Genomic DNA, 15486 nt, shown 5'->3' on the forward strand with positions numbered 1-15486 from the left:
CGCCAGCTGAACTGCTTCCTCACGGAACTCCGGTGAGTACGGACTTGGACGTGGCACTTGCTGCTTCCCTCGATTGTCTACCGGCCAACCCTATTGGGTCCCTGTCCGAGATCTTCGAGGCCCCTCAGGTCAGGAGACACAGGAGGAGCCCCATGCCCACCCCGAGCCTCTTCACCGCCGTCCCACCCCGGGGCCGGGAGCGCCTGCTGGCCCGCTCCCGGCAGGTGTCCTTCCCGGCGAGCACCCGCCTGTTCGACGAGGGCGACCGCGCCGAACGCCTCTGGGTGATCACCTCGGGTTCCCTCACGCTGCGGGCGCGCGTGCCCGGGCGGCTCCTCACCACCGTCGGCACCCTCGGCCCCGGCGACCTCACCGGCTGGTCCGCGCTGATACCGCCGCATGTGCGGGAGTTCGGCGCGTACACCGTGGGCTGGCTCAACGCCCGGGAGTTCGTCGCCGCCGACATCCACGACCTGTGCGACGCCGACCCGCCCCTCGCGTGCGCGATCCACCGCTATCTCGCCACCACGGTCGCGCACCGGCTGCGCACCACCCGCCAACGCCTCATCGAGGTCTACGGCCCCTACGGCCACGACAGCGCCCGTCAGGCGGGCTGACCCCCAGCACCACCCGCCCCACCAGCCGTACCCGCCCCGCCCGCCACGCCATCCCCACCCGCCACGCCGGTGAGCGGCACCCGCCACACCAGGCGCGTCCCCCCGCCGTCGCCGGGCGTCAACTCCAAGGTGCCGCCGAGCTGTTCGGCGCGCTCGGCCATGTTCCTGAGCCCGCTGCGGCGCCCCTCCCCCGCGGGCATGCCCACCCCGTCGTCCGCGACCGTCAGCGTCAGCGTCCCCGCGGCCACCACGACCGACACCCGCGCCGAGCGCGCCGACGCGTGCCTGGCCACGTTGGACAGCGCCTCGCCGAGCACCGCGACGGCGTGGTCGGCGACCCCCGCCGGAACGTCCGTGTCGATCAGCCCCTCGAGCCGCAGCCCCGGGGTGAAGCCCAACGCCGCCACCGCCTCCTCGACCTTCGCCATCAGCCGCGCCCGCGGACCCCTGGCCGCCGGGCCCGCCTCGTGCGCGCGCAGGCCGAAGATCGTCGACCGGATGATCTTGATGGTCTCGTCCAGGTCGTCCACCGCGCGCACCAGACGTTCCGCGGCCTGCGGATGGTCCACGAACCGCACGGTGCTCTGGAGCGTCATCCCCGTCGCGAACAGCCGCTGGATCGCCAGGTCGTGCAGGTCGCGGGCGATGCGGTCGCGCTCCTCCAGGAGGATCAGCTGCTCGGCCGCCCGCCGCCGCTCCGCCAGCTCGAGCGCCAGCGCGGCCTGCCCGGCGAACGCGAGCAGCGGCGCGGTCTCGTTGTCCGTGAACGCCGCCTCCCGCACCGCCCGCACCAGGAGCAGCGCCCCGCGGGTCCCCGCCCCGGTGCCGAGCGGCACCGCGACCGCGGGTCCCAGCCCGTCGAAGCGGCGCGGCCCCTCCGCCGCACGCGGGTCGGCGCCGATGTCGCGGCTGATGACGGGCGCCTCCGCGGTGATGGCCGCGCCGAGGAACGAGCCCTCGCGCGTCACCTCGAGCCCCCGGTGCGCCTCGGCCTCCCGCCCCTCGGCGATGGCGACGCGCAGGTCGTCGCCGTTCTCCCCGGCCAGGGCCAGCACGCCCAGGTCGGCGGCGAGGATGCGGCGGGCGTGCACGACGATCTGTTCGAGCACCTGGGTCTCCCCGGCGCCGGAGAGCAGGCCGCCGACGATCTCGGCGTTCGCCTCGAGCCAACGCTGCCGGTAGCGGGCCTCCTCGTACAGGCGGGCGTTCTCGACGGCGACGCCCGCGGCGACGGCGAGCGTGGTGAGGACCGACTCGTCCTCGGCGTCGAACTCGCGCCCGCCGCGCTTGTCGGTGAGGTAGAGGTTGCCGAACACCTCGTCCCGCACCCGGACCGGCACCCCGAGGAACGAACGCATCGGCGGGTGGTTCGGCGGGAAGCCGAACGACGCCGGGTGCGCGGCCAGATCGGTGAGGCGCAGCGGCTCGGGGTGGCGGATCAGCTCGCCGAGGATCCCGTGCCCCGACGGCAGGCGGCCGATCGCCGCGATCCGCTCCTCCGAGACGCCGACCGTGATGAACTGCGCCAGCCGGTCGTCCTCCCCGATCACGCCCAACGCGCCGTACTCCGCGTCGACCAGCGCCACCGCCGCCTCGACGATGCGCCGCAGCACCCCGGGCAGGTCGAGCTCGCGCCCCACCGAGAGCAGCGCCTCGAGCAGCCCATGCACCCGGTCCCTCGTGCCGCGGATCGCGTCGATGCGGAGCTGCAACTCCTCGAGCAGCTCGTCCAGCCGAAGCTGCGGCAGCTCGCCGCTCCGCGCGGGGCCGTCCTGCGCCATGCCGTCTCCCTCCCGAGGACCCGACCCCACCACCCTAACGACCGGCCCCGACACGACCTCCGCCCGCCGGGCGCTCTCGCAGGCGGGCCGCGTCGCGGCGGGCGGCCAGCGCCCCGATGTCGTCAGGGGCGTCGAGCAGCGCGGCCCCGAGCCGGTTCAGCATGTCCCCACGCCCCTTCCACGAGTCCCAGGCCCCCGAACGCCCCCAGAGCCCTGAGAGCATCGGGCCATTCCGCGCGGCTGGCGGCCCATACCGGGAAGCCCGCCGCCTCCTGGCCTCGGGAGCATGACGGAACTCCTCCGACGAGGAGGACGGCATCGCCACCATCCGCCGCGCCCACGAGCTGGGCGTGCCCCTCTTCGACACCGCCGAGCTGTACGGGAAGGGGACCGGCAGCGACGAACGCCTCCTCGGCCGCGCCGTCAAAGGCTTCCGCGACGAGGTGGTGCTCGCCACCGAGCTCGGCCACGACCTGGCACGGTCGGGGAGCCGACAGCCGAAGGCAGGGTCAGGGCTCCTGGGCCCGAGCGAAGCGGGCCCCGACGCGGTCCGGCGCGCCCACGCCGTTCATCCGGTCTCGGTGCTCCGGACCGCGTACTCGCTCCTCGAACGGGCGGTGGCGGCCGAAGTGCGGGTGTTGCAGGGCGAGTTGGGCATCGGGTTCGTGCCGTACCCGCCCCTGGGTCGCGGCTTCCTCACCGACGCCGTCAGGCCCGCGTCACCCCCACCCCGGACGACCTCGCCCGCGGTCGGCGCGCGCCGACCCCGCACGCCGGGCGCCCGGCCGTCACACCCCCCGAACCCTCACGCCCCCTCCCCGGCCGGGACCTCTCCGCCCAGCGCCTCCCTCAGCTCGCCGAGCCGGGCAAGGTCGTCGGCCAGGGCGGCGCGTCGCCCCGGGGCGAGGGGTATCGCGGCGGCGCGGTCGATGAGGTCGCGGGCCTGGTCGGGGTGGCCGAGGCGGTGGGCGATGTCGCCGCGCAGCACCAGGATGCGCAGCAGTTGCTCATCCGTGGGCCTCTCGCCCCGCACCGCCAGGGCGCGGTCGAGGATCTTGGCCGCGGCCTCGGGATCCTCCTTGGAGTCCGCGAAGTTCACGGCGAAGTGCAGCGCGCGGGCGAACGTCTCGCGGGGCGCGGGCGGGTGCGCGGAGTCGCCGCCGGTGGGCTGGCCGACCCGGATGGAGTTCCCGCCGGGGTCGGTCATCAGGAACTGCCGCACGCCGTAGGACATGTCGCGCACGGGGCCGATGCGCGGGATGCCCCGGGTGGGGACCCTGCCGTAGGCCTCGCGGAGCCCGGCGCGGAACGCCTCGTGGAGCGCGTCGACCTCGTCGGTGAGGATGTAGCAACCCCCGAGCGACTCCTCGGGGTTCAGCTCCTTCATGCCGTGGAACTGGAGCTCGACCTCGCCCCGTTCGACGACGGCGTACGCGTAGGGGCTCTTCTGGAGAAACGTCACCTCGAAGCCGAGCGCGGTGTAGAAGTCGACGACGGGTTGGATGGCCGGGCAGGACAGCAGCGGGATGGTCTTCTCGGTCATGCGCGCCAGTCTAGTCAAATTTGAATAGAACCCTTGGCGAGCCCGACTCTTGACGGCGACGACGAACCGTTGCCACACTCCGGTGCATCCGAAAGCGCTTGCTGCCACCGCACCCGCATGTCGCCCAGGAAATGAATCGATTCACGATCATCCGCCCCTTCCCGAGCCGTCGAAGGAGCACAGGGCGGGCGCCGCACCCGTTGCGGAAACCGCCCACGCAAGGCCGTTGACCTGGGGTCGAGCACCCCGAACCGCGTTCTCGAAAAGTTACCGGCCGCCCGGTTGCCCCTGCGGGCGCCGCCGGTACTGTAACGATTCACTTCGGGCGAGGGCAGGGACACACGGTGGCACCGCACCTGAAGTGGCGTTACGCGTCAGCAGAGCAAGGAGGCTCTCATGTCACTCGGAAGGACCGCGCTCAGCGGTCTCGCCCTCGCCCTCGCCGGTTCCCTGGCACTCACGGCCTGTGGCTCCGACGGCGGTGGCGGGGATGACGGTGGTCAGGTCACCCTGCGCTTCACCTGGTGGGGGGCCGACGAGCGCTCGCAGCGTTACGAGGAGGCCATCGCGCTGTTCGAGGAGGCGAATCCGGACATCGAGGTGCAGACGGGGTTCGCCGAGTTCCAGGACTACTGGACGCAGCGCAGCACCGACGCGACCTCGGGTGAGCTGCCCGACGTCCTCCAGATGGACCTCTCCAGGCTGCTCGAGTACACGAACGCCGGACTCCTGTACGACATGACCGAGTTCGAGGGGAACCAGCTCGACACGTCGCAGATCGACGAGGAGCTGCTCGCCTCGGGACAGGTGGACGAGCAGCTGCTCGGGATCCCCACCGGCACCAACACATGGGCGCTGCACTACAACCCCGACCTGCTGGCCGAGCTGGGCGTCGAGCCGCCCGAGTGGGACTACACGTGGGAGGACTACCACGCGTTCGTCGCCGAGGTCAGCGAGGCGGGCGCGGACCTGGACCCGCGGGTCCACGGGGCGACCGACTACACGGTGACATGGTGGGTCTTCCTCCAGTGGCTCGTGCAGCAGGGCACCGAGCCGTTCGCGGAGAACGGCGAGATGAACTTCACCGAGGACGACCTGCGCACGTTCCTCTCCAGCACCGACGCGCTGCGCGACGCGGGCCACACCTTCCCCATCGAGCGCCTCGACCAGCTCACCCCGCTCGGCGGCTTCAACTCGGGTGAGGCCGCGGTGGAGTTCCACTGGGACAACTTCATCCACTCCTACGCCAACGACCTGGGCAACGAGAACATCCAGCTGATGCCGATGCCCAGCGGCCCCGACGGCGAGAAGCACATGTTCTACAAGCCGTCGATGCAGCTCTCCATGGGCGCCAACACCGCGCACCCCGAGGAGGCCGCGGCGCTGATCGACTTCCTGATCAACGACCCGGAGGCGGGCCAGATCATCGGCACCGACCTGGGCGTTCCCGCGTCGCAGGGGCGTCTCGACGCGCTCGATGTCGAGGACGGCAGCCTGGAGCAGCGGGCGATCGAGTACGAGCAGCGGGTCGCCGACGAGGGCTATGTCACCGAGACCGTGCCGCGGCACCCCGAGGGCTTCGGGGCCCTGGAGACCGAGTATGTCGAGGTCCTGGGCAACGAGTTCTCCTACGGCCAGATCGACGCCGACGACTTCGTGGACCGGCTGTTCACCGAGGCCGAGAACCTCCTGGTGACCGAGTGACCGCGGCACTCCTCGGGAACGGATCCCCCTCATGGCTCTGACGCGTGAGGCGGCCAGTACCCCGCGCGTCGGAGGGCCCTCGCGGCGGCCGCATGGCAAGCGGCCGCCGCGGCGGACCGCCGACGCCCGGGCGGGCTACGCCTTTCTCGCCCCCTGGCTGTTGGGCTTCATCGCCCTGACGGCCGGGCCCATGGTGGCCTCCGCCTATCTGTCGTTCACCGACTACCACCCGGTGCGCGGCGGCGACTGGATCGGCTGGGACAACTACCAACGCCTCTTCGACGACCCGCGGTTCCTCGACTCGGTCGAGGTCACCCTGCTCTACGCCGTGGTGGGCACGCCCATCAAGCTGGCCGCGGCGCTCGGCGTCGCGATGCTGCTGAACAACCGCCGCGGGGGGCAGGGCACCTACCGCTCGGCGTTCTACGCGCCCTCGCTGATCGGCGCCAGCGTCTCCATCGCGATCGTGTGGCGCGCGATGTTCAACGACGACGGCATCGTGGACGAGGCGGGGCAGCTGTTCGGCATGTCCGAGGGCGGCTGGATCGGCAACCCCGATCTGAGCCTGCCGATGATGATCCTGCTCGCGGTGTGGCAGTTCGGCGCGCCGATGGTCATCTTCCTCGCCGGGCTCAAGCAGATCCCGAACGAGCTGTACGAGGCGGCGGACGTGGACGGCGCGGGCGCGTGGCGCAAGTTCACGAAGATCACGCTGCCGATGCTGTCGCCCGTGCTGTTCTTCAACCTGGTGCTCGAGACGATCCACTCGTTCCAGGTGTTCGCCTCGGCGTTCATCATCTCGGGCGGCCGCGGCGGGCCCGCCAACTCCACGCTTTTCTACACGCTCTACCTCTACCAGCGCGGATTCGGGCAGGGGCAGCTCGGCTACGCCGCCGCGATGGCCTGGCTGCTGGTGATCGTGGTGGGGATCATCACGCTCATCTTCTTCAGGACCTCGCGGTACTGGGTGTTCTACTCCGGGGAGGGACGATGAAGGGCACCGTGGCCTCCGAGGGGCTCGGCCGACGGGTCAGGCGCCGCCGTTCGGGCAGGACGGTGCTGTTCCATGTCTCCGTGGTGGCGCTGTGCGTGGTCATGCTCTACCCGGGCGCGTGGCTGCTGCTGTCGTCCTTCCGGCCGACGAACCAGATCCTGGGCGAGACCGGGCTCATCCCCGACCACACGACGCTGGACAACTTCAGGACGGTGTTCGAGGGGATCGGCGGCATCTCGTTCTGGACGTTCTTCATGAACTCCGTCTATCTGGGCGTGGGTTCGGTGATCGGGATCTGTCTGTCCTGCTCGGTGACCGCCTATGGCTTCTCGCGGATCGCCTTCCCCGGGCGCCAGGTGTTCTTCGCCATCATGATCGGAACGCTGCTGCTGCCGTTCCATGTGGTGATCATTCCGCAGTTCATCATGTTCAACGAGATGGGCTGGACGGACTCGTTCGTGCCGCTGCTGATCGGGAAATTCCTGGCGGCGGACGCGTTCTTCGTCTTCCTGATGGTGCAGTTCATGCGGACGGTGCCCAAGGAGCTCGACGAGTCGGCGCGGCTCGACGGGGCGGGACATCCGCGGATCTACTGGTCGATCATGCTGCCGCTGATGCGCCCCGTGCTGGCGACGGCGTCGATCTTCGCGTTCATCTGGAGCTGGAACGACTTTCTCGCGCCGCTGATCTATCTGCGCAGCCCCGAGAATTACCCGCTCCCGCTCATGCTGCGCCAGTACGCGGACCAGACCAGCACATCGGACTACGGCGCGCAGATGGCGGCGGCGACGCTGGCGCTCGTGCCGGTGATCCTGTTCTTCGTCCTCTTCCAGCGCTACATCGTCGAGGGCGTCTCGACCCAGGGGCTGCGGGGATGAGGGAAAGCCGCTGGAGCACGGGCTTCGCCCTCTTCGGCGAGGTGGTGATCACGGGCGCGCTCGTGGCGTTGCTCTCGGTGCCCCTGGTCACGGCGCTTCCGGCGCTCGCCGCTGGAACGGCCCATCTGCGGCGGCATCTCGACGGCGAGAGCGTGCGGGTGGCCGAGGTCCTGCGGGACTTCGCCGCGGCCTGCCGCACGCTCTGGCCCGCGGCCCTCGCCGTCTCGGCGGCGGCGCTGCTGCTCCTGTGGAACCTGTCCCTGGCCCAGGCCGGGGTGGTGCCCGGGGCGGCTGGCCTGCTCGTGGTGACGGCGCTGCTGATCGCGGCGCTTGCCGTGGGCACGCTGCGCACGGCCGACGCGTGGCGCCCCGGCGGCACGGCGGGCGAGGCGGTGCGCGAGGCGGCCGAACGCGCCAGCGCGGACGTGCCGGGCTCGGTGCTGCTGGCGTTCGCGTGCGCGATGTGCGGGGTGTTCGTGTGGATGCTGCTCCCGCTCGTCCTGGTCTGCGGCGGGCTGCTGTCCCTTGCCACGGTCGCCGTGACCGCGCGCGCCGCGCCGGACGCGGCGGCCGAACGCCCCGAGTGACCGCCGCCGTTCACCGTTCGCCGTTCGCCGTTCACCGTTCGCCCGCGGCGATGTCCCACCCCCTCAGTCCCACGCGTCGCCGCGCCGCTCCAGCAGGATCCGTTGCAGCTCCCTGGCCGCCCGCGGCGGTGAGACGTCGCCGCGGTGCGCGACCGAGATCGTGCGGTGCAGCCCGGGGGCGGCGAACGGCGTGGTGCGAAGACCGGAGCGGTCGGCCACCATGCGCGGCACCACCGCGACCCCGAGGCCCGCGCGGACGAAGCCGAGCACCGCGTCCATCTCGCCGCCCTCCACGCTGTACGACGGCTCGAACCCCGCCCCGTGGCACGCCGCCAGGGTCAGCTCGCGCAGGTCGTAGCCGTGCCGGAACATCACGAGCGGCCGGTTCCTGAGGTCGCCGATCGTGATGTGCCGGTGCGGCACGGGCGCGGGCAGGTCGGGCGACGAGACCACCACGAGCTCCTCGCGCAGCAGCTCCTCCGTGGCGAGCGCGGGGGCCTGCCCCGGCAGCGGCGTGATGATCAGCGCCAGGTCGAGCTCGCCCTCGGCCAGGGTCCGCACCAGGTCCTGCGAGCCGTCCTCGTGCACGAAGAGCTCCACGCCCGGATAGCTGTCGCGGAACGTCCGCAGCACGCCTGGCACCAGGGAGGCGCACAGGCTCGGCGTCGCGCCCAGGCGCACGCGCCCGCGCCTGAGCTGGGCGACCTCCTGCACCTCACGCCGCGCGGTCTCCACGTCGGCGAGGATCCTGCGGGCCAGCGGCAGCAGCGCCGCCCCCGCGTCGGTCAGCGAGATGTGCCCGCGGGCGCGGTGGAACAGCTCCGCGCCGAGCTCGCGCTCCAGCGCGCGGATCTGCTGGGACAGCGAGGGCTGGGCGACGTGCTCGCGCCGGGCGGCCCGCGTGAAGTGCCGGGTCTCCGCGACGGCGGTGAAGTACCTGAGCTGTTGCAGCTGCATGACGTCCACCGTAAACGGTCGATAGGAATCGCCTATCAAGATCAGCGATTCTATGTCTTGGACTGATTCATTCCGTTCTGCCTACCGTCGAGCCCATGGCACTGGCGACGCGCCCGGAACCCCGCACGGACAAACCCGCGGGCCGGCGGACGGACACCCGCACCCCTCGAACGGCCCTGGGGCGGCTGTGGCGTTCGACGATCGGCAAGAAGACGGTCATGGCCGTCAGCGGCCTCTTCCTCCTCGGATACCTGGTCGTGCACATGGCCGGGAACCTCAAGGTGTTCTTCGGCCCCGCCGAGATGAACGACTACGCCCACTGGCTGCGCACGATCGGCGAGCCCGTCGTCCACCAGGAGTGGTTCCTGTGGATCATGCGCGTGGCCCTGCTCGTGGCCGTCGTCGCGCACGCCGTCGCCGCGTACCAGCTGAGTCGGCTCGACATCGCCGCCCGCCCCGTCAAGTACGTGCACCAGCGCCGCCGGGCCAGCTACGCCACGCGCACCATGCGCTGGGGCGGCGTCATCGTCGCGCTGTTCGTCGTGTGGCACATCCTCGACCTGACCACCGGCACGGTGAACCCCAACGGCGAGCACGGCCGCCCCTACGAGAACATCGTGGCCACCTTCAGCACGTGGTACGGCAACGTCATCTACATCGTCGCCATGCTGGCCGTCGGCCTGCACATCCGCCACGGCTTCTACGGGGCCGCCCAGACCCTCGGCGCGGGCAGCGCGAGCCGCGACCGCGCCCTCAAGGCCACCGCCGACGGGCTCGCCCTCGTGCTGACCCTCGGCTTCCTCTCCGTACCGATCGGCGTCATGACGGGAATCGTGGAGTGACGACATGAGCTACCTCGACTACACCACCGGCGACCCCGTCGCCGACGCCAGGGCGCCCGAGGGCCCCATCGCCGAGCGCTGGGACCGCCGCCGCTTCGAGGCCAAGCTGGTCAACCCGGCCAACCGCCGCAAGCAGACCGTCATCGTCGTCGGCACGGGCCTCGCGGGCGGCGCCGCGGGCGCCACCCTCGCCGAACAGGGCTACCGCGTCGTCCAGTTCTGCTACCAGGACTCCCCGCGCCGCGCCCACTCCATCGCCGCCCAGGGCGGGATCAACGCCGCGAAGAACTACCGCAACGACGGCGACTCCGTCCAGCGCCTCTTCTACGACACCGTCAAGGGCGGCGACTTCCGCGCCCGCGAGTCCAACGTCCACCGCCTGGCCCAGGTCTCCGTCGAGATCATCGACCAGTGCGTCGCCCAGGGCGTCCCGTTCGCGCGCGAGTACGGCGGCCTGCTCGACACCCGCTCCTTCGGCGGCGTCCAGGTCTCCCGCACCTTCTACGCCCGCGGCCAGACGGGCCAGCAGCTCCTGCTCGGCGCCTACCAGGCGCTGTCCCGGCAGATCGCCGCCGGGAACGTCGAGATGCACCCGCGCACCGAGATGCTCGACCTGGTCGTCGTCGACGGGCGGGCCCGCGGCATCGTCGCCCGCGACCTGATCACCGGGCGCGTCGAGACCCACATCGCCGACGCCGTGGTGCTGGCCACCGGCGGCTACGGCAACGTCTTCCACCTCTCCACCAACGCCAAGAACTCCAACGCCACCGCCATCTGGCGCGCCCACCGGCGCGGCGCGTTCTTCGCGAACCCCTGCTTCACCCAGATCCACCCCACGTGCATCCCGCGCTCGGGCGACCACCAGTCCAAGCTCACGCTGATGAGCGAGTCGCTGCGCAACGACGGCCGCATCTGGGTGCCCAAGCAGGCGGGCGACACCCGCGCCCCCGCCGACATCCCCGAGGACGAGCGGGACTACTACCTCGAGCGGATCTACCCCTCGTTCGGCAACCTGGTCCCCCGCGACATCGCCTCCCGCGCGGCCAAGAACGTGTGCGACGAGGGCCGCGGCGTCGGGCACGGCGGGCAGGGCGTGTACCTGGACTTCGCCGACGCCATCGCGCGGCTGGGCAGGGCGGCGGTCGAGGCCAAGTACGGGAATCTCTTCGAGATGTACGAGCGCATCACCGCCGAGGACCCCTACCGCGTGCCCATGCGGATCTACCCCGCCATCCACTACACGATGGGCGGCCTGTGGGTGGACTACGACCTCCAGACCACCATCCCGGGGCTGTTCGCCGTCGGCGAGGCCAACTTCTCCGACCACGGCGCGAACCGCCTCGGCGCCTCCGCCCTCATGCAGGGCCTGGCCGACGGGTACTTCATCCTCCCGTCCACGCTGGCCGACTTCCTCGCCCGCCACCCGCACGACGAGGTCCCCGCCGACCACCCCGCGATCGACGAGGCCGTCACCGGGGTCACCGACCGGCTCGCCCGGCTGCTGGCGAACGACGGCGACCGCACGCCCGAGTCGTTCCACCGCGAGCTCGGCGAGCTGCTGTGGGACGAGTGCGGCATGTCGCGCTCCGAGACCGGGCTGCGCAAGGCGCTCGACCGGATCCCCGAGCTGCGCGAGGAGTTCTGGCGCAGGATCACCGTGCCGGGCAGCGGCGAGGAGCTCAACCAGTCGCTCGAGAAGGCCAATCGCGTGGCCGACTACCTCGAGCTGGCCGAGCTGATGTGCCTCGACGCCCTGCACCGCGCCGAGTCCTGCGGCGGCCACTTCCGCGAGGAGAGCCAGACCCCGGACGGCGAGGCGGCCCGCGACGACGAGCGGTTCGCGTACGCCGCCGCCTGGGAGTTCACGGGCAGCGGAGCCGCGCCCGTGCTGCACAAGGAAGACCTCGTCTTCGAGTACGTCCACCCCACCCAGCGGAGCTACGCGTGAACCTCACCCTGCGCATCTGGCGGCAGTCGGGACCCGACGCCAAGGGCGCCATGACCACCTACGAGGTCAGCGACATCTCCCCCGACATGTCGTTCCTCGAGATGCTCGACACGCTCAACGAGGAGCTGATCCTGCGCGGCGAGGTCCCCGTCGCGTTCGACCACGACTGCCGCGAGGGCATCTGCGGCGCGTGCGGCATGGTCATCAACGGCCAGGCCCACGGCCCCGAGCGCACCACCACGTGCCAGCTGCACATGCGGCACTTCTCCGACGGCGACGTGATCGACATCGAGCCATGGCGCGCGGCCGCGTTCCCCGTGGTCAAGGACCTGGTGGTCGACCGCACGTCGTTCGACCGCGTCATCGGCTCGGGCGGCTACATCACCGTCGCCACCGGCAGCGCGCCCGACGCGCACGCCACGCCCGTGCCCAAGGCGGCCGCCGACACGGCGTTCGAGCACGCCGAGTGCATCGGCTGCGGCGCGTGCGTGGCCGCGTGCCCCAACGGGTCGGCGATGCTGTTCACCTCCGCCAAGGTCGTCCACCTCAACTCCCTGCCGCAGGGCGCCCCCGAGCGGGAGACCCGCGTGCTCGACATGGTCGAGACGATGGACGCCGAGGGCTTCGGCGGCTGCACCAACACCGGCGAGTGCGCGACCGTCTGCCCCAAGGGCATCCCGCTCGCGTCGATCGCGACCATGAACCGCGAATATCTCCGCGCGATCAGGAAAGGCGCCTGAGGCACGGGCCCTGACGTACGCGCACGACGTGTGACGGCACCACCCCCCTCCAGGGTCCGGAGGGCGGTCCTCACGAACGGCAGCGCGGGGGAAGAGCGGCCCCGGCGCTGGAGGACCGCCCTCTCGCCATTCCCCGGGACCGCTCCCCCCGCTGCCGTCGACCGCCGGGTCGAGCAGCCCGCGCGGGGCGAAACCCGCTCGCCGAACATCACGGCAGGCCGCCGGGGACGGCAAAGCAGCAGGCCGCACGCCCACCGCGCAGCGGCGAGCCGACACAACCCACCAGGGACCCGCGGGCCGACGACGGGCCACAGGGCCACCGGCGGGGGCCGGGGCCACCCCCACTCAGCGCACCGTGTGGCCCGCGGCGCGCAGCGCCTCCTTGACCTCGCCCATCCGCAGGTCGCCGAAGTGGAACACCGACGCGGCGAGCACCGCGTCCGCGCCCGCCTCGATCGCGGGCGAGAAGTCGCCGAGGCGCCCCGCGCCGCCCGAGGCGATCACGGGCACCGACACATGCTTGCGCACGGCGGCGATCATCGCCGTGTCATAGCCGTCCTTGGTGCCGTCCGCGTCCATCGAGTTGAGCAGGATCTCCCCCGCGCCCAGATCGGCCGCCCGGTGCGCCCACTCCACCGCGTCGATCCCCGTGCCGCGCCGCCCGCCGTGCGTGGTGACCTCGAACCCCGAGGGCGTCGACGTGCCATCGGGGCAGCGCCGCGCGTCCACCGAGAGCACGAGCACCTGCCGCCCGAAACGTTCGGCGATCTCCCTCAGCAGCTCGGGCCGCGCGATGGCCGCGGTGTTGACCCCGACCTTGTCCGCGCCCGCGCGCAGCAGCCGGTCCACGTCGTCAGCGGTGCGGACCCCGCCGCCCACCGTCAGCGGGATGAAGACCTGCTCCGCGGTCCTGCGCACCACGTCATAGGTGGTCTCCCTGTTGCCCGACGACGCCGTGATGTCGAGGAACGTCAGCTCGTCCGCGCCCTCGTCCCCGTAGACCCTGGCCATCTCGACCGGGTCTCCCGCGTCCCTGAGGTTCTGGAAGTTGACGCCCTTGACCACCCGGCCCGCGTCCACGTCGAGGCACGGGATGACCCGCACGGCCAGCGTCATGTCACGGCTCCCTTCGCTCCTCTGTACGCGTCGAGCTCCACCTCGACCAGCACCCGTGAGTCCGCGAAGCCCGAGACCACGAGCAGCGTGGTCACGGGCCGCACGCCGTCGAACACCTCGCGGTGCGCGCGCCCCACGTCCTCGGCGTCGCGCGCGTGGCTCACATAGAGGCGCGTGCGCACCACGGCCTCGGCGCCGAGGCCGAACGGCGCGAGCGCCGCCACCGCCTCGTTCAGCGCCGCCCTGGCCTGCTCGTAGGGGTTTCCCAGGGCCGCCGCCCCTGCCGCGGGCGGCAGGGTACCGGCGACCAGCACGAAGTCGCCCGCCGCGACGGCCCGTCCCGAGCCGACCGACTCCTGCCACGGCGTGGGGCCCGCGACCCGCTCCACGTCAGGACCGTCCACACTCGTTCCGCTCATGACACGACCTCCAGCGCCTCCTCCAGGGTGAACTCCCCGGCGTAGAGCGCCTTACCGACAATCGCCCCCTCGACACCCTCGGGCACGAGCGCGGCGATGGCGCGCAGGTCGTGGAGCGAGGAGACGCCGCCCGAGGCGACCACGGGGCGGTCGGTTGCGGCGCACACGTCGCGCAGGAGGTCGAGGTTGGGGCCCTGGAGGGTGCCGTCCTTGTTGATGTCGGTCACGACGTAGCGGGCGCAGCCCTCGCGGTCGAGGCGTTCGAGCGTCTCGTACAGGTCGCCGCCGTCGCGCGTCCAGCCGCGCCCGCGCAGCGTGGTGCCGCGCACGTCGAGGCCGACGGCGATGCGGTCGCCGTGCTCGGCGATGGCCTTGGCGACCCAGTCGGGCGACTCGAGGGCCGCCGTGCCGAGGTTGACCCGGGTGCAGCCGGTGGCCAGGGCGGCGGCGAGCGAGTCGTCGTCGCGGATGCCGCCCGACAGCTCGACGCGGATGTCCATCGCGGCGGTCACCTCGGCGATCCGCTCGCGGTTGTCGCCGGTGCCGAACGCCGCGTCGAGGTCGACCAGATGCAGCCACGTGGCCCCCGCGCGCTGCCAGGTGAGCGCGGCGGACAGGGGGTCGCCGTAGGAGGTCTCCGTGCCCGACTCGCCGTGCACCAGGCGGACCGCCTGGCCGTTCCTGACGTCGACGGCGGGCAGCAGTTCCAGCATCAGAGGGTCTCGATCCAGTTGGTGAGGAGGCGGGCGCCGGCGTCCCCGGACTTCTCCGGGTGGAACTGGGTGGCCCACAGCGGGCCGTTCTCCACGGCGGCGACGAACGGGCGGCCGTGCGTGGCCCACGCCACCTTGGGCGCGGCGCGCACGGCGTGGTGGGCGGCGAACTCCCACTCGTGAACGGCGTAGGAGTGCACGAAGTAGTAGCGCTCGTCGGCGTCGAGACCGGCGAAGAGGCGGGAGCCCTCGGGGGGCCGCACGGTGTTCCAGCCCATGTGGGGCACGATGTCGGCCTCCAGAGGGCCCACCGTGCCGGGCCACTCGTCCAGGCCCTCGCTCTCCTCGCCGTGCTCGATGCCGCGCGAGAAGAGGATCTGCATGCCGACGCAGATGCCGAGCACCGGCCTGCCCCCGGCGAGCCTGCGCCCCACGGCCCAGTCGCCGCGCGCGGCGCGCAGCCCTGCCATGCAGGCGGAGAACGCGCCCACGCCGGGGACCAGCAGCCCGTCGGCGTTCATCGCGGCGTCGAGGTCGCGGGTGATCTCCACGCGCGCCCCGGCCCTCGCGACGGCGCGCTCGGCGGAGCGGACGTTGCCGAAGCCGTAGTCGAGGACGACGACGCTCTTGGTGGCGTTGCGTGCCAT

General features: G+C 71.9%; 16 protein-coding genes and 1 pseudogene. 9 read left to right on the forward strand and 8 right to left on the reverse strand.

Annotated elements, in window-relative coordinates:
• Positions 1–152 precede the first annotated feature (152 nt).
• Positions 153–617: a cyclic nucleotide-binding domain-containing protein gene (locus D7318_RS21750; protein WP_120698851.1), complete on the forward strand. Its 465-nt coding sequence runs from the start codon at positions 153–155 to the stop codon at positions 615–617.
• Here D7318_RS21750 and D7318_RS21755 read toward each other — a convergent pair.
• Complete coding sequence (locus D7318_RS21755; RefSeq protein WP_183091560.1) at positions 605–2398, reverse strand: sensor histidine kinase; 1794 nt, start codon at positions 2396–2398, stop codon at positions 605–607. The two genes, D7318_RS21750 and D7318_RS21755, sit on opposite strands and share 13 nt — an antisense overlap.
• A gap of 34 nt (positions 2399–2432) precedes the next feature.
• Positions 2433–2561, reverse strand: a complete 129-nt coding sequence (locus D7318_RS34625; protein WP_268987356.1) for a hypothetical protein — start codon at positions 2559–2561, stop codon at positions 2433–2435.
• Positions 2562–2706: 145 nt separating this feature from the next.
• Between D7318_RS34625 and D7318_RS21760 the strand changes: the two are divergent.
• Positions 2707–3120, forward strand: a pseudogene (locus D7318_RS21760) (aldo/keto reductase); the annotation flags it as partial.
• 83 nt (positions 3121–3203) lie between these two features.
• On the opposite strand, the gene D7318_RS21765 reads toward D7318_RS21760, so the two are convergent.
• Complete coding sequence (locus D7318_RS21765; protein ID WP_120698853.1) at positions 3204–3941, reverse strand: bleomycin resistance protein; 738 nt, start codon at positions 3939–3941, stop codon at positions 3204–3206.
• Between the two features lie 396 nt (positions 3942–4337).
• Here D7318_RS21765 and D7318_RS21770 point away from each other — a divergent pair, with 396 nt between their 5' ends.
• From D7318_RS21770 to D7318_RS21785, 4 genes are read left to right on the forward strand one after another with little or no spacing between them, the layout of a single operon-like run.
• A complete protein-coding gene (locus tag D7318_RS21770) occupies positions 4338–5645 on the forward strand; it encodes an ABC transporter substrate-binding protein (RefSeq protein WP_120698855.1) in 1308 nt (435 codons plus the stop codon).
• 31 nt (positions 5646–5676) lie between these two features.
• On the forward strand, positions 5677–6639 hold the full coding sequence (locus tag D7318_RS21775; RefSeq protein ID WP_120698856.1) for a carbohydrate ABC transporter permease: 963 nt from the start codon (positions 5677–5679) through the stop codon (positions 6637–6639).
• Positions 6636–7517 (forward strand): carbohydrate ABC transporter permease, encoded by an 882-nt coding sequence (locus tag D7318_RS21780; protein WP_120698857.1) that lies wholly within the window; start codon positions 6636–6638, stop codon positions 7515–7517. The genes D7318_RS21775 and D7318_RS21780 overlap by 4 nt, the downstream gene beginning before the upstream one ends.
• Complete coding sequence (locus D7318_RS21785; RefSeq protein ID WP_120698859.1) at positions 7514–8104, forward strand: hypothetical protein; 591 nt, start codon at positions 7514–7516, stop codon at positions 8102–8104. The genes D7318_RS21780 and D7318_RS21785 overlap by 4 nt, the downstream gene beginning before the upstream one ends.
• Positions 8105–8167: 63 nt before the next feature.
• On the opposite strand, the gene D7318_RS21790 is transcribed toward D7318_RS21785, so the two are convergent.
• Positions 8168–9061, reverse strand: coding sequence for a LysR family transcriptional regulator (locus tag D7318_RS21790; protein ID WP_120698949.1), 894 nt, complete (start codon positions 9059–9061; stop codon positions 8168–8170).
• A 95-nt stretch (positions 9062–9156) separates the two neighbouring features.
• Here D7318_RS21790 and D7318_RS21795 point away from each other — a divergent pair, with 95 nt between their 5' ends.
• Genes D7318_RS21795 through D7318_RS21805 form a run of 3 tightly spaced genes read left to right on the forward strand, consistent with a single transcriptional unit; the run spans position 9157 to position 12591 of the window.
• Positions 9157–9903: a succinate dehydrogenase gene (locus D7318_RS21795; RefSeq protein ID WP_120698860.1), complete on the forward strand. Its 747-nt coding sequence runs from the start codon at positions 9157–9159 to the stop codon at positions 9901–9903.
• Between the two features lie 4 nt (positions 9904–9907).
• A complete protein-coding gene (locus tag D7318_RS21800; RefSeq protein ID WP_120698861.1) occupies positions 9908–11851 on the forward strand; it encodes a fumarate reductase/succinate dehydrogenase flavoprotein subunit in 1944 nt (647 codons plus the stop codon).
• A complete protein-coding gene (locus D7318_RS21805) occupies positions 11848–12591 on the forward strand; it encodes a succinate dehydrogenase/fumarate reductase iron-sulfur subunit (RefSeq protein ID WP_120698862.1) in 744 nt (247 codons plus the stop codon). Before D7318_RS21800 ends, D7318_RS21805 begins: the two co-directional genes overlap by 4 nt.
• Positions 12592–12936: 345 nt before the next feature.
• On the opposite strand, the gene hisF is transcribed toward D7318_RS21805, so the two are convergent.
• Genes hisF through hisH form a run of 4 tightly spaced genes read right to left on the reverse strand, consistent with a single transcriptional unit; the run spans position 12937 to position 15486 of the window.
• Positions 12937–13707, reverse strand: coding sequence for an imidazole glycerol phosphate synthase subunit HisF (hisF, locus tag D7318_RS21810; protein WP_120698863.1), 771 nt, complete (start codon positions 13705–13707; stop codon positions 12937–12939).
• Positions 13704–14126, reverse strand: a complete 423-nt coding sequence (locus D7318_RS21815; protein WP_120698864.1) for a Rid family hydrolase — start codon at positions 14124–14126, stop codon at positions 13704–13706. Before D7318_RS21815 ends, hisF begins: the two co-directional genes overlap by 4 nt.
• Positions 14123–14839, reverse strand: coding sequence for a bifunctional 1-(5-phosphoribosyl)-5-((5-phosphoribosylamino)methylideneamino)imidazole-4-carboxamide isomerase/phosphoribosylanthranilate isomerase PriA (gene priA / locus D7318_RS21820; RefSeq protein ID WP_120698865.1), 717 nt, complete (start codon positions 14837–14839; stop codon positions 14123–14125). Before priA ends, D7318_RS21815 begins: the two co-directional genes overlap by 4 nt.
• Positions 14839–15486, reverse strand: coding sequence for an imidazole glycerol phosphate synthase subunit HisH (hisH, locus tag D7318_RS21825; protein WP_120698866.1), 648 nt, complete (start codon positions 15484–15486; stop codon positions 14839–14841). Before hisH ends, priA begins: the two co-directional genes overlap by 1 nt.

It is taken from the genome of Streptomyces radicis (assembly GCF_003626575.1).
Classification (GTDB): Bacteria; Actinomycetota; Actinomycetes; order Streptomycetales; family Streptomycetaceae; genus Streptomyces; species Streptomyces radicis.

What these genes read in the sequence shown, in the direction of transcription:
- D7318_RS21750 (WP_120698851.1), top strand. Translation starts at nt 153, where the DNA reads ATGCCCACCCCGAGCCTCTTCACCGCCGTCCCACCCCGGGGCCGGGAG.
- D7318_RS21755 (WP_183091560.1), bottom strand. Translation starts at nt 2,398, where the DNA reads ATGGCGCAGGACGGCCCCGCGCGGAGCGGCGAGCTGCCGCAGCTTCGG.
- D7318_RS34625 (WP_268987356.1), bottom strand. Translation starts at nt 2,561, where the DNA reads ATGCTGAACCGGCTCGGGGCCGCGCTGCTCGACGCCCCTGACGACATC.
- D7318_RS21765 (WP_120698853.1), bottom strand. Translation starts at nt 3,941, where the DNA reads ATGACCGAGAAGACCATCCCGCTGCTGTCCTGCCCGGCCATCCAACCC.
- D7318_RS21770 (WP_120698855.1), top strand. Translation starts at nt 4,338, where the DNA reads ATGTCACTCGGAAGGACCGCGCTCAGCGGTCTCGCCCTCGCCCTCGCC.
- D7318_RS21775 (WP_120698856.1), top strand. Translation starts at nt 5,677, where the DNA reads ATGGCTCTGACGCGTGAGGCGGCCAGTACCCCGCGCGTCGGAGGGCCC.
- D7318_RS21780 (WP_120698857.1), top strand. Translation starts at nt 6,636, where the DNA reads ATGAAGGGCACCGTGGCCTCCGAGGGGCTCGGCCGACGGGTCAGGCGC.
- D7318_RS21785 (WP_120698859.1), top strand. Translation starts at nt 7,514, where the DNA reads ATGAGGGAAAGCCGCTGGAGCACGGGCTTCGCCCTCTTCGGCGAGGTG.
- D7318_RS21790 (WP_120698949.1), bottom strand. Translation starts at nt 9,061, where the DNA reads ATGCAGCTGCAACAGCTCAGGTACTTCACCGCCGTCGCGGAGACCCGG.
- D7318_RS21795 (WP_120698860.1), top strand. Translation starts at nt 9,157, where the DNA reads ATGGCACTGGCGACGCGCCCGGAACCCCGCACGGACAAACCCGCGGGC.
- D7318_RS21800 (WP_120698861.1), top strand. Translation starts at nt 9,908, where the DNA reads ATGAGCTACCTCGACTACACCACCGGCGACCCCGTCGCCGACGCCAGG.
- hisF (WP_120698863.1), bottom strand. Translation starts at nt 13,707, where the DNA reads ATGACGCTGGCCGTGCGGGTCATCCCGTGCCTCGACGTGGACGCGGGC.
- D7318_RS21815 (WP_120698864.1), bottom strand. Translation starts at nt 14,126, where the DNA reads ATGAGCGGAACGAGTGTGGACGGTCCTGACGTGGAGCGGGTCGCGGGC.
- priA (WP_120698865.1), bottom strand. Translation starts at nt 14,839, where the DNA reads ATGCTGGAACTGCTGCCCGCCGTCGACGTCAGGAACGGCCAGGCGGTC.
- hisH (WP_120698866.1), bottom strand. Translation starts at nt 15,486, where the DNA reads ATGGCACGCAACGCCACCAAGAGCGTCGTCGTCCTCGACTACGGCTTC.